General features: G+C 50.8%; 16 protein-coding genes and 1 tRNA gene. 11 read left to right on the top strand and 6 right to left on the bottom strand.

Annotated elements, in window-relative coordinates; all coding sequences use genetic code 11:
* Nucleotides 1-135 precede the first annotated feature (135 nt).
* Nucleotides 136-1,764 (top strand): ABC transporter substrate-binding protein, encoded by a 1,629-nt coding sequence (locus ABLU78_RS21600; protein ID WP_046884159.1) that lies wholly within the window; start codon nucleotides 136-138, stop codon nucleotides 1,762-1,764.
* 143 nt (nucleotides 1,765-1,907) lie between these two features.
* Nucleotides 1,908-1,995, top strand: a tRNA-Ser gene (locus ABLU78_RS21595).
* A gap of 102 nt (nucleotides 1,996-2,097) precedes the next feature.
* Here the strand turns inward: ABLU78_RS21595 and ABLU78_RS21590 are convergent.
* The 6 genes from ABLU78_RS21590 to ABLU78_RS21565 all read right to left on the bottom strand — a co-directional run bounded on the left by ABLU78_RS21590 (nucleotide 2,098) and on the right by ABLU78_RS21565 (nucleotide 7,342).
* A complete protein-coding gene (locus ABLU78_RS21590) occupies nucleotides 2,098-3,126 on the bottom strand; it encodes a tyrosine-type recombinase/integrase (RefSeq protein ID WP_047043804.1) in 1,029 nt (342 codons plus the stop codon).
* Nucleotides 3,110-3,343, bottom strand: a complete 234-nt coding sequence (locus tag ABLU78_RS21585; protein WP_071609812.1) for a DUF4224 domain-containing protein — start codon at nucleotides 3,341-3,343, stop codon at nucleotides 3,110-3,112. Before ABLU78_RS21585 ends, ABLU78_RS21590 begins: the two co-directional genes overlap by 17 nt.
* A 69-nt stretch (nucleotides 3,344-3,412) precedes the next feature.
* The gene (locus ABLU78_RS21580) at nucleotides 3,413-5,860 is read right to left on the bottom strand and encodes a 3'-5' exoribonuclease (protein WP_348820666.1); all 2,448 of its coding nucleotides are present in this window, start codon (nucleotides 5,858-5,860) and stop codon (nucleotides 3,413-3,415) included.
* A gap of 194 nt (nucleotides 5,861-6,054) precedes the next feature.
* The gene (locus ABLU78_RS21575) at nucleotides 6,055-6,249 is read right to left on the bottom strand and encodes a DUF1482 family protein (RefSeq protein WP_032705620.1); all 195 of its coding nucleotides are present in this window, start codon (nucleotides 6,247-6,249) and stop codon (nucleotides 6,055-6,057) included.
* Between the two features lie 308 nt (nucleotides 6,250-6,557).
* Nucleotides 6,558-6,680, bottom strand: a complete 123-nt coding sequence (locus ABLU78_RS21570) for a hypothetical protein (protein ID WP_348820665.1) — start codon at nucleotides 6,678-6,680, stop codon at nucleotides 6,558-6,560.
* Between the two features lie 251 nt (nucleotides 6,681-6,931).
* The gene (locus ABLU78_RS21565) at nucleotides 6,932-7,342 is read right to left on the bottom strand and encodes a helix-turn-helix domain-containing protein (protein ID WP_157194972.1); all 411 of its coding nucleotides are present in this window, start codon (nucleotides 7,340-7,342) and stop codon (nucleotides 6,932-6,934) included.
* Nucleotides 7,343-7,473: 131 nt separating this feature from the next.
* Between ABLU78_RS21565 and ABLU78_RS21560 the strand changes: the two genes are divergently transcribed.
* Genes ABLU78_RS21560 through ABLU78_RS21520 form a run of 9 tightly spaced genes read left to right on the top strand, consistent with a single transcriptional unit; the run spans nucleotide 7,474 to nucleotide 12,942 of the window.
* Entirely contained in the window at nucleotides 7,474-7,695 is a 222-nt protein-coding gene (locus ABLU78_RS21560; protein ID WP_042897101.1) for a YdaS family helix-turn-helix protein, read from the top strand.
* Between the two features lie 2 nt (nucleotides 7,696-7,697).
* Nucleotides 7,698-8,252: a toxin YdaT family protein gene (locus ABLU78_RS21555; protein ID WP_157194971.1), complete on the top strand. Its 555-nt coding sequence runs from the start codon at nucleotides 7,698-7,700 to the stop codon at nucleotides 8,250-8,252.
* Nucleotides 8,253-8,303: 51 nt separating this feature from the next.
* Nucleotides 8,304-9,287, top strand: a complete 984-nt coding sequence (locus tag ABLU78_RS21550) for a DnaT-like ssDNA-binding domain-containing protein (RefSeq protein ID WP_157194970.1) — start codon at nucleotides 8,304-8,306, stop codon at nucleotides 9,285-9,287.
* Nucleotides 9,199-9,744, top strand: coding sequence for a replication protein P (locus ABLU78_RS21545; protein WP_224108060.1), 546 nt, complete (start codon nucleotides 9,199-9,201; stop codon nucleotides 9,742-9,744). Before ABLU78_RS21550 ends, ABLU78_RS21545 begins: the two co-directional genes overlap by 89 nt.
* A 13-nt stretch (nucleotides 9,745-9,757) precedes the next feature.
* On the top strand, nucleotides 9,758-10,057 hold the full coding sequence (locus ABLU78_RS21540) for a helix-turn-helix domain-containing protein (RefSeq protein WP_049052243.1): 300 nt from the start codon (nucleotides 9,758-9,760) through the stop codon (nucleotides 10,055-10,057).
* Nucleotides 10,054-10,371: a hypothetical protein gene (locus ABLU78_RS21535; RefSeq protein WP_157194968.1), complete on the top strand. Its 318-nt coding sequence runs from the start codon at nucleotides 10,054-10,056 to the stop codon at nucleotides 10,369-10,371. The genes ABLU78_RS21540 and ABLU78_RS21535 overlap by 4 nt, the downstream gene beginning before the upstream one ends.
* Complete coding sequence (locus tag ABLU78_RS21530; RefSeq protein WP_157194967.1) at nucleotides 10,371-10,640, top strand: hypothetical protein; 270 nt, start codon at nucleotides 10,371-10,373, stop codon at nucleotides 10,638-10,640. Before ABLU78_RS21535 ends, ABLU78_RS21530 begins: the two co-directional genes overlap by 1 nt.
* Before the next feature lie 2 nt (nucleotides 10,641-10,642).
* On the top strand, nucleotides 10,643-10,900 hold the full coding sequence (locus tag ABLU78_RS21525) for a hypothetical protein (protein ID WP_157194966.1): 258 nt from the start codon (nucleotides 10,643-10,645) through the stop codon (nucleotides 10,898-10,900).
* Nucleotides 10,897-12,942 (top strand): DNA cytosine methyltransferase, encoded by a 2,046-nt coding sequence (locus ABLU78_RS21520; RefSeq protein ID WP_348820664.1) that lies wholly within the window; start codon nucleotides 10,897-10,899, stop codon nucleotides 12,940-12,942. Before ABLU78_RS21525 ends, ABLU78_RS21520 begins: the two co-directional genes overlap by 4 nt.
* Nucleotides 12,943-12,999: the final 57 nt, after the last annotated feature.

Here is a 12,999-nt window from a genome sequence, read left to right as displayed (position 1 = left end):
GATTAATGCAGTATGTTTATGCGTTCAGCGGCGGAAAGCAGATCTGAATCTTATAGGTCACTGAAAAATATTGCCTTATTGCCAGTCAGCGACTAAGTGTGGAAGGGGTATCAACGAAGCATAAAGGCAAGGGAAATGAAACGACAACAATATAACCACATCACACACGCATTACTGGTTTTGGGTTTACTCGGCAGCGCGGCCACGGCAATAGCCGCCCAGGTCCCGCAGGGTACCGAACTTGCAGCAAAACAGGAGCTTGTCAGGAACAACGGTAATGAACCCGCTTCGCTCGACCCGCATAAGGTCGAAAGCGACGTCGAGTTTAATATCATTAGCGATCTGTTCGAAGGGCTGGTAAGCGTTTCGCCGCAGGGCGAGATTCAGCCGCGGCTGGCGCTGAAGTGGGAGAATAAAGATAACCTCATCTGGACTTTCCATCTGCGTCCGGGGATCACCTGGTCCGATGGTTCAGCGATTACCGCGCAGGATATCGTCTGGAGCTGGCAGCGCCTGGTCACACCGACCACCGCTTCGCCGTACGCCAGCTATCCGGGCAATATGCATATTGTTAACGCCCGCGACATCTCGGAGGGGAAACAGCCGCCGGAAACTCTCGGCGTAAAAGCGCTGGACGATACCACGCTGCAGGTCACGTTAAACCAGCCTAACGCCGCCTTCCTCGCAATGCTTGCTCACCCGTCGCTGGTGCCTATTGATAAGGTGCTGGTGGAGCGTTTTGGGGATAAATGGACTAAACCGGAACATATTGTCACCAGCGGCCCTTACACGCTGTCGAAGTGGGTCGTCAACGAGCGCATCGTGGCGCAACGCAATCCTAAGTACTGGGATAATGAACATACGGTAATCAATAAAGTGACCTATCTGCCGATTACTTCCGAAGCGGCGGATGTGAATCGTTATAAAGCCGGTGAGATAGATATTGTTTATACGGTGCCGGTGAACCAGTTTGCGTTACTCAAGAAAACGATGGGTTCGCAGTTGAACGTTGCGCCACAGCTGGCGACCTACTATTACGAACTCAATACCACTAAACCGCCCTTTAATGACCCCCGAGTGCGCCGGGCGCTCAACATGGGACTGGATAAAGATATCATCGCCGATAAAGTGATGGGGCAGGGACAACGTCCGGCATGGCTGATTAGCCAGCCCGATATCGGCGGCGTCACGCTGAAACAACCGGATTACGCCAGCTGGCCGCGCGACAAACGCATTGCCGAGGCAAAAAAACTGCTTAACGAGGCGGGCTTTAATGAAAGCCATCCGCTGGTCTTTAATCTGCTGTATAACACCTCGGAGACGCACCAGCGCATTGCTATCGCCGCCAGTTCGATGTGGAAGAAAAATCTCGGCGTAGAGGCGAAGCTGCAGAACCAGGAGTGGAAGACCATGCTGGATACCATGCATACGCATAATTTTGATGCCGTGCGTTATGCCTGGATCGCCGATTATGACGATGCGGCGTCATTCCTGAATAACTTCCGCACCGGCGACAGCGAAAACACCAGCCAATACAGTAACCCGGCCTATGATAAAGCGCTGCATGATGCGGCGAAGGCGGCGGATACTGCCGCGCGAGGCAAATTCTATCAGCAGGCGGAGGATCTGTTGGCTGAGGATGTGCCCGCGATTCCGGTTTATCACTATGTACGTACCCATTTAGTGAAGCCGTGGGTCGGCGGCTTCGAGCCGGATAAGCTGGGTTACTACTACACCAAAGATATGTACATCATAAAACATTGAGTCAAAGGGCGCTCTTAACGCCGAATTTCTGTGCAAACTGCCTGAAATTCAGACGAATAACACAGATTTGTTTGTTTTTAAGGCAGTTGAACAAAATGATGCTTTACAGCATCGGCAGAGGTGTTTATAGTGCGCCCCATACCGGAAGCGTGGCCGAGCGGTTGAAGGCACCGGTCTTGAAAACCGGCGACCCGAAAGGGTTCTAGAGTTCGAATCTCTACGCTTCCGCCAAATTAAACAAGGGGTTACCGAAAGGTAGCCCCTTGTTGCTTTGGGCTGTTGGTATAGTGTTGGTATATTCACTTGGTATATTTTGCTGCCCAACTGCCGCTTTCACTTCTCCTTGCTCATCATCGGAACGTCCAGCGTCGGCGATATTTTGACCTTACGATCATACGTCACAACCTGGCTTTCTGTTTTGTGTCCACTAAACATCTGCTTCTCTTTGCTACTACCTTCATAGTCTGAAATCGCCTTGGCTTTAATATCGTGGAACGTACCCGGAACAGGTCGACCCAGTTTCAGCGCGGCTTGCTTTTTCGCGTTATTCCACCATGTATTGAATGTTTTTTTATTCATCCGTCCACCTGATGGTGAAGGGATTACATAACCGGCTGCTGATTTTCCGATAAGATGTTTTTTAGCCAAATCAATCGCCGCACGTAGACGGGGTGTCCATTTCTTGATCTGTTTTTTACCCGTCTTATTTTGCTCAATAAAAATCCCATCTTCCATTAGCTCGGAAACTATCAAATCAAAAACGTCGCCTTCGCGGGCTGCACAGAGATAAGATATTTCCATCGCAACCTTTACTTCTATTCGTGCGCATTCGTAAACAGCCAGATAATCTTCATCTGGAATATAAACGTCACGATCTGCGAGAGTGAACTTACGGATCCCGCGACATGGATTTCCCTTCACATAGCCACGTTCAAAGCCCCAACCAAAAACCCGCGACATGCTGGATACTTCCTGATTTGCCTGGTTCTTACTGGAAACGCCGCGCTTATCCATATAAATACGAACCTGCTCAATTTTAATGTCGTCTGCTTTCATCTTTCCGAATACCGCCAGTAGCTTCTTCTGGTGTTGGCGATAATCACTCTGGGTACGAGTCGCCAGCTCAGTGAATGTCGGGCTGTCGAGGAACATTCCCCATAGCTTGGCAAATGTCATTACGTCATGGCGCTCAGCTTTTGCTTTTTCGTAATTGGCCCAGAGTTTTGACATACTTGTTTCGCGTATCTTCCCCAAACTAATACTTTTCTTTGTACCTTTTGGTTTCCAGACATAGCTATATTTATTTTTTGTGACCCGAGGCGGAAGTTGTATATCCTTCGGATCTTTACGTGGTCTTCCCATAGATGGCGTCAAAGTTGGGTTCTGTTGCAACATACTCGTCAACCTTTGGCAATTCAGTAATATTAGGTGCCAGACTTCTACGCAGGACAATTGGGCGATTTCTTCGATCCGTAGTAAACGGAATGCCGTGACATCGAAGTTGACGCTGCTGTTCTGTGTACCGTCTGTATCCAGTAATTTCAGCAATTTCCACTGGTGACAGTGTGAGTTCGTACATAGCTATCACCTCAGATAGCCAGCCAGTAAAAGATAACTGGCTGGTGGGCGTAATTCTGAAAATAAAAAATCAGTTTTGAGTCAGTTTTTGCAGCACTCTATTACCCTCAATGAGACGCTGCCAGATTGCAGAAACATACCGGGCCTGGTGTATAGCATCGGCAAGGGCGTTGTGCCGTTCTCCCTCAAATGGGATGGTTTTCTTCGGGTCGATTCCAATTGCTTTACCGAGCTCTACAATTGTTCGAACATCGCGATCATTCCAGTATTCCCACGGGTATTCTTCAGCGATGTAATCAAATGAAGAACGCAGAATACAATTATCGAAAGATGCGCCATTACCCCAGACCTGAGCAGTTTTGCGACCTCCAGGGATATTTTCGAAAATAAATTCACGGAACTGGAGTAGGGCATCAAGTAGCGGGATGGCGTCATCATTCACGATCGCTGAGCGCGCTTCGGAGGACTGCTTAAGCCACCATATAACGGTTGGTGCATCCATTTCCGCACCCCAATTTACAGACGACTCGAGGCTTATGACTTTATAGAAACTTTCCCCGATTGAGCCTGTAGCCGGATTAAACACGACCGCTCCGATAGCAACGATGGGGGCATTTTGTTTTTTACCCATAACCTCAAGATCAACCATGACGTGAACGTCATCTGCTGGTAATTCTTCAACATCATTATGATGACCGGATTCAATATTTACGGTAGTTGTTTCGCTACCAATGTCAGCATTACTTGTACCTGTCTCAGGTGCTGTTTCGCTTTCAGAAATTTCATTAACAACTTCGGTTTCATTACCGAAATTCTCTTCCATCTGCACATCACTGGTGGACTCTGCGGTAGAATTAGTTCTGGTTAGATCTTCTGTAACCCATTTGCCGTCGTTAGGATCGCTGATGCCTTCGATATATTCACCACGGTTAGCGGCTAATATCTGATTTGTTTTGTCCTGCAGATCACCTTGCTCCGGGTTTTCAGGCATTGCGTTTGATGTGCGGATGTTCGCCAGTGCTTCTTCAAGCATTCGCACACGTCTGGCCGGAACCTTAATCCACTTATGCAGTGCCTGTAATGTGAGGTGATGAATTTCGTCATCTGAAATGGAGAGACCACCTACCTCCATAAAATAAAGGTCGAATGAAAGGGATTTGATAAAATTATCCCGTTCGATTTCTAAAAGGTTAAGCAGTTCACTTGCTTCTGACAGATCCATTACTGGAGTTTTACCGGAAATAACCAGTTCTACCTGAGGCCTGATTTCAAGTTCGCGCGCCGGCGTATCATCGGCCTGATCATTCGCGCCGGTCATCTTATCTGCATCACTATTGTCAGGTTCTTCAACTTTACGCATTGGCATAGGCATCGAGGAACGGCCGCAGGCGATATCAACAATAAGCTCGTCCGGGTGAGCGTGGTCGGCTTCAGTCATGACACGGTTCAGATATTCGCGATGTTTCACCGGATCTTTCCACAAACCCTCTGGCGTTGTTTTAACCGTCGCGACATTACAGGCCCGTGAGTAATCGCGACCACCAGGCATGGACATGAAAAGCTCGCGAGTTGCCAGGAACTCAGCGTTTTCCATCTTATTCATCATGCTGTTTGCCTTAATATCGACGTCCAGCGGTGGGCTGTAGATGTCGAACTCCTGGGTACGGGCTATCAATCCCAGGCAGATCTCGAATTCAAGGCCGAGGGGCGTTAACGGAGTCAGGCGATCTGTTGCGTTACCGCCGCCGGCATTCGCGCCGGAGGGCGTGCGATTTACGGCAGAAATACTATTACCAGCAGCCCATTCTTTAGTCAGAATCCCGCGGTCAATGTGCGCCGTTTGAAACCATAATTTGGCAAACTGAACCTGCTTACCAAGCTCATAGCGTTTCCCTTCAGGGAAAACGGTTTTGAATGCACTGGTGAATTTCCACAGACCGGGAATATCGTATTTCTTAATTTCCGGTACATTTTCAGCAGCCAGGATCAGATTCTGTATAGCGTGATTCTCTGTATCCATTTCCATTAAGGAAAGGCGGTCCCGGTGTGGAATGCTAATGTGATACACATGGCGTTCGTCGGCCATGTACTGAGCCAGCAGCTGCGTGCGGAATGGCATTTCGGCCAGCTTGAACAGGGCATCTTCATTGTTTGAATAGTCCTCTTCATCATTCTTGCTGGCAGGGGGATTAGCTGCCGGTTCATTGCTTACTTCTGGCTCTGCAGGGGCTGGAGCAGCAATTTTTTGCCAGCTCAATCCATCCTCGCCAAGTTCGTAGCGATCACACCAGGTGTCATCCAGCACACCTTCTTCTGGTAGATCATCCACGATGAGCCAGTTAGTGCGGATAGGGAGCTGGTGGTTGGCGCCGCGGCCAACATTAATCTCAGCGTCTTCCAGAATGTCCAGGATACGGCGTTCGGCGCGAGAATCTGATTTAGCAGAAAACCAGCAGAAGAGGTTTTTCGCTTCGGTGGCTTTTGCCTTTGCTTTAATGAGATACGCGTAGTTGTTCATTGCGTTTGGGTTCCTTAAGGCTGTAAGATACCCGGGACTGTGAAAGCTCCCTCTGGGTAGTGGTCATTGTCAAAACTCGAATCCGGAAAGCTTTGGTCGGCTAACCGGGGTACTTAACCCGCCTTGCGCGGGTTTTGTGCTTTATGGGCCTTTTTCAGGCTGGTGGTGTTCAGTAGTCATTCTCAAAACCCGAATCAGAAACTTACTGCAGGCTGTTGGTCGTCAGCCGTCTTCAATGCCTTTTTGTATGGCTGGCATGTGCCTTTTACCTTCTGGGCCTCAGCATCGCTGTTACAACTGGTCTCAGATGGATACACGCCTATCAGGACATCAGAGCACTCGCCGGTCAGAGCGCACACGCTGATGACAAGGGCAAACAGCGTATTCATGCTTTAGCCTCAGGGTTCCCTTTCTGGGCTAACAGGTAGCAAAGCTGACGTAGCCTTGCTTCAAACCAGTTCAGTCGTGTTGCCTGGTGGCCAGTCGGTACTCGGGCAAAATCCGTCATATTCATCTCCCGTTTATTGATGGGTAGGGGCTTTGCAGCACGGCGCCGGGTGCCTCCCGGTGGCAGCAGCCAGTTAACAACTGCTGCCGACCTGCTTTTTCCCGCAACATGGAAACCGCCCATGTTTACCTTTTAACTGTGTCGCGTGCGCTTAGCCGCATTCACCGTGGTGCAAAGCAAAATTTGCGATTAGAACTCTGGTGCAGTCGTATCAATCCGCTTATCTAAAAGCGCCTCTTTGAACTCTGCAAAACTCAATACTTCGTCGCCTTCTGACAGGCTTTCAAAATATGCTTCGTATTCCTTTTCCATCACTGTTTCCTTCCCTTAAGGCCGGGTCGCCGAACGTTGAAACCTGCTGCGAGTGTTATTGCTGTCATCTCATCCGGTGTTTCGTATGCCGCCGGCAGCTACTACGTGGGCTTCCTGCCTCGATGACGTGTTGCGATGGACGTATTATTATCGAAGTAATCGATATACGTCAAATTAAATCGATAGGTAGGGGTAAAAAAAACCAGCAGGTCAAATCATGACCCACGAAATGTGGAAGGAGATAGAAGGGTTTATTTAGTAGGGGGAATCAGGTTTCTTTTTTGTAGATAGGCCTTTGCGAAATTATCAAGTTCTTCAAGACGCATCTCTATAAGGCTGATAATTCTCTCTTTTTCATCATCAGTTGGTAACTGTTCAAACGCATTAAGAAGCCTTGTCTGGAGTTCAGAAGACGGCTTGATTTGAACGTTTGTCTCCCACGGGTCCCTATCTTGAGATACTTCGCCATCTTCCATAAAAAACCATGAAAGCGGATAACCAGTAGCTGCCGGCAGAAGATTTAAGATTTCAGATCTAGGCAGAATATCAGAGTTACACCAGCCGCTTACCGACTGAGCCTTAACTCCCAACCTGCGGGCTAGCTCAGATTGAGATATGTCGAGATCTTTTATAGCCCTTTGCAATCTCTTTCCGAAGTTCATCTCTTCATCCAATTCATAAAGTTACAACTGATTATACAGATTTTTTCTGTAGGTCTAACTATCGAAATAATTTGACGATATCGATTTAATTTGTTTTATTGTCTTCCATCGACAACCAATGAGATCAACCGATGAAGACATCAACCCAAAAAAAGCTCTTGAACATCTGCAGTCAAGCCGAGCTCGGCCGTCGTATGAAAAGGAGAGCCCAAACAGTTAATGGGTGGTTCAAAAATAAAATACCAGGAGAGCTAGTGATCAAGGTGAGCAAAGCTGTCGACTGGAAGGTAACACCGCACGAATTGCGCCCAGATCTTTATCCGAACCCTGCTGATGGACTTCCAAAGGAGTAACCATGCAAACCATCTCTTTTGAAAATCATACCCTGGTGAAGGGTGTGCAGCTGAAAACAGAAAATCAGTATTTACCGATGCGCCGCGATCGCATTAAGTGCAGGGCCATTTATACCGCCGTTCAGGAATGGGAGTCCTCATTACCTGGACGTGCGCAAGACCACGTCGCGCAGCTGGTGGCCGAACAGTGGGAGAAACAAAACGGGCGCGGTATCAGCGTCAATAAACAAAATCTGTATCGCTACCTGAAAAACGAGGGCGGTTCAGAGAAGTACACCAGTTATGTCATCCAGCTTTCGGCGGCGATCGCTGATGCAATGCCGATAGAGATCGCGCGCAAACATGGCCTAAAACGTGGCTTAACTGAAACCGAGCTGGTGGCCAATGCAATCAAAGAATGCAGCGAAGCGCACCAGGCCAAGTTACTTGGCGCACCTCTGCAGAAGCTAGAGCGTGAAATACGGGAAGCTGCAATTTCACTTTTTAACATGCTCCCTGCAGATGCGGCGGGACCACTACTGGCGAGTATCAGCGCCGTAGCGCCGCAGTTTTTCTAATCGAGTTTTGACAATGACCACCAGCACCAGCTGGTTAATAAGAGGTTTCAGATGGCCCGCATCAGAACAGTTAAACCTGAATTCTGGACAGATGAGAAGGTGGTGGAATGTTCAATTCCAGCGCGTCTCCTGTTTATCGGGTTGTTCAACTTCGCCAACGACATGGGATGCCTTGAGCGTTCGCCAAAACGGTTGAAGATGCAAATCTTCCCTGCGGACGCGCTCGATTGCGAACCACTAATACAGGAGCTGATTACTCATGGATTACTCACTGAGTATTCAGTGAATGATGTCTGCTATTTGCAGATTAAAGGTTTCCTTAAGCATCAAAAAATAAACAGACCTTCGGCCTCAAAAATACCTCTTCCGCCAGAATTCACTGAGGCTAAGGCAGGAAAGGAAGAAAAGAGAGCGCCTAATCAAGGAGGGCTCCATGAGGACTCAGTGAATCCTCATGGAGGACTCACTGACGGAAAAGGAAGGGAAGGGAAGGGAAAAGGATCAAACCCCACTCTCTACGCGCACAAGGGAAATGTTTTTCAGGAACCTCAATATTTGCAAGGTCTGGATATTCCGATCGGGAAATTCACTATGCACGACCTTTGGCTGCCGTCACAGGACTGGCCGAGACTGGCTGCTACCTGGGGAATAGCGCTTCCCGAACCGGCATACCTGCCGACAGAGCTGGCAGAGTTCACCGCGTACTGGAAATCCGAGGGGAAAGTGTTCACTCAGGTTCAGTGGGAGCAGAAATTTGCCCGCAGCGTGATAAATGCCAGAGCCAAATCCAAACCACAACCAGCAACCGGAGGTAACGGCAATGCAAGAATTCAATCAGTTAACACCGCATCCCGGGCAGTCCAGCAAATTCAGGAAGCCAGAGAGCTCTGGGAGAAGCAACGCGGACTTGCTGGCGGCGGATACGGCATGGCGGCTATGGACGGTCATGGGAGAAATATTCTCGAACCGGTGGACCCAGAAGAACGGGGCGGCGCCATCGGATATGTGGATTGCCCAGATTGGATCGATGAGTGATGCCCAGATTACCCTGGTCTGCCGTCAGTGCATGGAGCGCTGCGCCGCGGGTAACACATGGCCACCGGATCTGGCTGAATTCGTAGCGCTGGTTTCGGCGAGTGGAGCCAACCCATTCAACCTGACATCCGAAGCTGTGATAGCTGAATACAAGCGCTGGCGCAATGAGTCTTATCGCTATTCGGGTAGCGACAGATACCCCTGGAAACAGGACGTGCTGTATCACATCTGCGTTGAGATGCGCAGAACTGGAGTTGAGCGAAACCTCACAGAGGGGGAACTAAAAAAACTGGCAGAAAAATTACTCACGAAGTGGACGAAGCATCTGGCTAATGGATTCTCGATCCCGCCGATTCGCCGACAGCTTGAAGCGCCGCGACATCCGGCAGGGCCGACACCAGCACAGCTTCTGATGGAAGAGTACAAACGCCGCAAAGCGGCAGGTTTAACCAGGTAAACGAGTTTTGACCATGACCAAAAAAATCAAATCCAAATATCGCAATGAAATAACCGCCTTTGAATTCCTCAGGGCTAATCCGGATATGACGTCCGGTGAAATAGCTAGAGCAATGGGGCGTAGTGGCAGCTCTGTCAGTGGGCAGGTTAGACAACTGGCGGGTACCGGACGGATTGTCCAGACGGGCACTAAAAACGGTTCTCCAATGTGGAGAGTAAACGATATGCCGTTTGGTTGCGGTAACCCGATCAGAATGAGGTTCGAACAACTGCTGCAGGCACAACGTTCGAAAGGTAGGGAGTTCGCAGCATGACTGATATTACCCGGTTGTTAGCCAGCCTCAAGCGCCGCTCAGCCCATGCAAAAGAGTTCGGCCATGACGTCCTGTTCGTAAAGTTAAAAGATATTGATGCGCTGGTAGAAGCGTTAGAGACAAAAGAAGAGCAACGCGCAAACTGGTTCCAGATGGCTCAGAAACTGGGGGATGAATTGGATGTTACGGAAAGGCACGTCGCCGAACTGGAGTCCCGCCCCGTTGCTGCCGAGCCGTTCACTTGCCCGCGATGCGGAAGGACAACAACCCATCCTGAGGGGTGGCACTACTGCCATAAGCGGGAGGCTGAGTAATGGCTAAATCAACAGACGTACATGACCTATTAACCGCTTACCAGAAACAGGCGCGGAAAATTCCTGCAAAGGGTGTTTATTCCTCAAGACAGCGCCAGATTGAGGTACAGGCTGCTCACACTCGCAAGCTAATGCGTAAGCGTCGGCGGTCGGTCGGCAAGTCAAATAAGCTTGGCTGTCGCTTTACTGCGGAAATGCGCGTAGCGCTGATTTGCGATATGAATTTTTGGGCGCTGGTGTGCCGCTCTAACCGCAAAAAAGAGGTGTAGTAATGGACCCTTCACTGGAATACGCCTGCAAGCGAGTGCAGGAACTGGAAAGCCTGCTGCTGGTGGATATACCGGAAACAGTATGGCCAGCGGAAGTCGGCATGGTCTTCGCTCAGATTGAAAACGCCGGGACACTCCCGGCACACCACCAGCGCCGACTGCAGCACCATATCAACCGCATGTGGCTGGAAAAAATGCCGGTACCATCAATTATCGCCGCGGCAGGTTCGCTGGCCAGCGCTATGGAGAAATACGCGTGATTAATAGAGAAATCATTGTTGATAACTTTGCTGGTGGCGGCGGCGCATCGACGGGCATCGAGCTAGCGATTGGGCGTAGTGTGGACATCGCGATAAACCACGACCCGAACGCGGTAGCGATGCATACCACCAATCACCCGGACACGCTGCACTATTGCGAGTCTGTTTATTCAGTTCGCCCGAAAGTTGCGACTGCCGGCCGCCGCGTTGGTTTGGCCTGGTTCTCGCCGGACTGCCGCCACTTTTCCAAAGCGAAAGGGGCTAAACCAGTTGAAAAAGCAATTCGTGGGCTGGCGTGGATCGTTATCCGCTGGGCGCTGGATGTTGGCCCGCGGGTAATGATGCTGGAAAACGTGGAAGAGTTTAAAACTTGGGGGCCACTTATTGAAATCCCTCCGAAGCCAAATTTACCTCATGAAATGATTGGTAGTTTTATCGGTCCTGTTTACCCAGGCCACAGCCGTCCAGATCCGGCGCGCGTTGGCGAAACATTCCGGGCATTTGTCGGCATGCTGACAAATGGTATCCCGGTGAACCATCCGGCGCTGGCAGAATGCTGCGAGTTTCTGGAGTTATCGCCGGATAGCGAACAGGCAAAGCGTTTGATTGCCGGGTTGGGCTATGACGTCGATTATCGCGAACTGCGCGCCTGCGACTACGGAGCGCCAACTATCCGAAAACGTTTCTTCATGGTTATGCGCCGGGACGGGCAGCCGATAGTCTGGCCGGCAGCTACTCACGGGGATCCGAAATCGCCGGCGGTGATTTCTGGCAAACTGGCACCATGGCGCACAGCTGCAGAATGCATCGACTGGTCAATTCCAGCGCCAAGCATTTTCGACCGCAAAAAGTCTCTGGCAGAGAATACGCTGAAGCGGATCGCGCGCGGCATCCAACGCTTTGTTATCGAGAGCGCGTCGCCGTTTATCGTGAAGTGCAATCACACTACCACTAAAGGCAAATATGATTGCTTCCGGGGACAGGCACTCTCTGAACCGCTGCAGACGATTACGAAAACCCACGGTTACGCAATCGCGGTACCTCATCTGACGAAGTTCCGCTCCGGCGCAACCGGGCGACCAGTCACCGAACCGGTACCAACGGTGACGGCTGGCACGTCCAGGCGCCCGGGCGGGAATGGTCATACGTTAGGGATAGTCGAAGCTGCGATCACGCCGTTCATGGCTGGAAGCGGTGGAAGCGAGTACCAGGCCAAACCACGTCCGCTCGATAAACCCGCTCACACCATCCTGAAAGAGTCCCGTGCCTGCGTCGTCGCTCCGGTTATTGCCCGGCAGTTTGGTGCCAGCATCGGCCACCGGGCGGATGTGCCGAACGCGACTATCACGGCGGGCGGTGGAGGCAAATCGCAGTTGGTGACGCCGACGCTGATTCAGATGGGATATGGCGAACGCCCCGGGCAGGAGCCGCGCGTGCTGCAACTAGGCAACCCGCTGGGCACTGTTACCGCCGGCGGCAATAAATTCGCAACGGTGAGCGCATTCCTGGCGAAGCACTACGGCGGGAACTATACCGGCGCCGGCGTCAGCCTTGACGAACCTGCCCATTCCGTGACGACTGTCGATCACCATGCCGTTGTTGCCTCTCACTTGGTCAAGTTGCGCGGTACCTGCCGTGATGGACAGCGGACTGATGCACCGATGCCGACCCTTACCGCCGGCGGCCAGCATGTCGGGGAAGTTGAGACCACTCTCGCTTTTGAGCATTACGACGAGCAGCGCGCGCAACAGGTGCTAGCGTTTCTGAAAGAGTATTGTGGAGCCGATAGCACCGGGCTGGTGGAAATCGCCGGGGTAACTTACCGCATCGTTGATATCGGCATGCGTATGCTTCAGCCACATGAACTGTACCGCGCGCAGGGCTTCCCGGACTGGTACATCATCGACCAGGATTACCGCGGCGTTAAGTATGCGAAGGATAAACAAGTTGCGCGCTGCGGCAACGCTGTGCCGCCTCCGTTCGCAGAGGCTCTGGTGAGGGCAAACTTACCTGAAATGTGCTCGAGAAAAGTTGCTGCGTAAGATTTGATACAGGAAATATGGGAAAAAGGCCCGCGATGTCGGGCCTTTGATTAAAAT

This window comes from Klebsiella sp. JN_Kp122, from assembly GCF_040062085.1.
Classification (GTDB): domain Bacteria; phylum Pseudomonadota; class Gammaproteobacteria; order Enterobacterales; family Enterobacteriaceae; genus Klebsiella; species Klebsiella aerogenes.
Note: the sequence above shows the minus strand (reverse complement) of the source record. Positions and strands in the feature narration are given on the sequence as shown.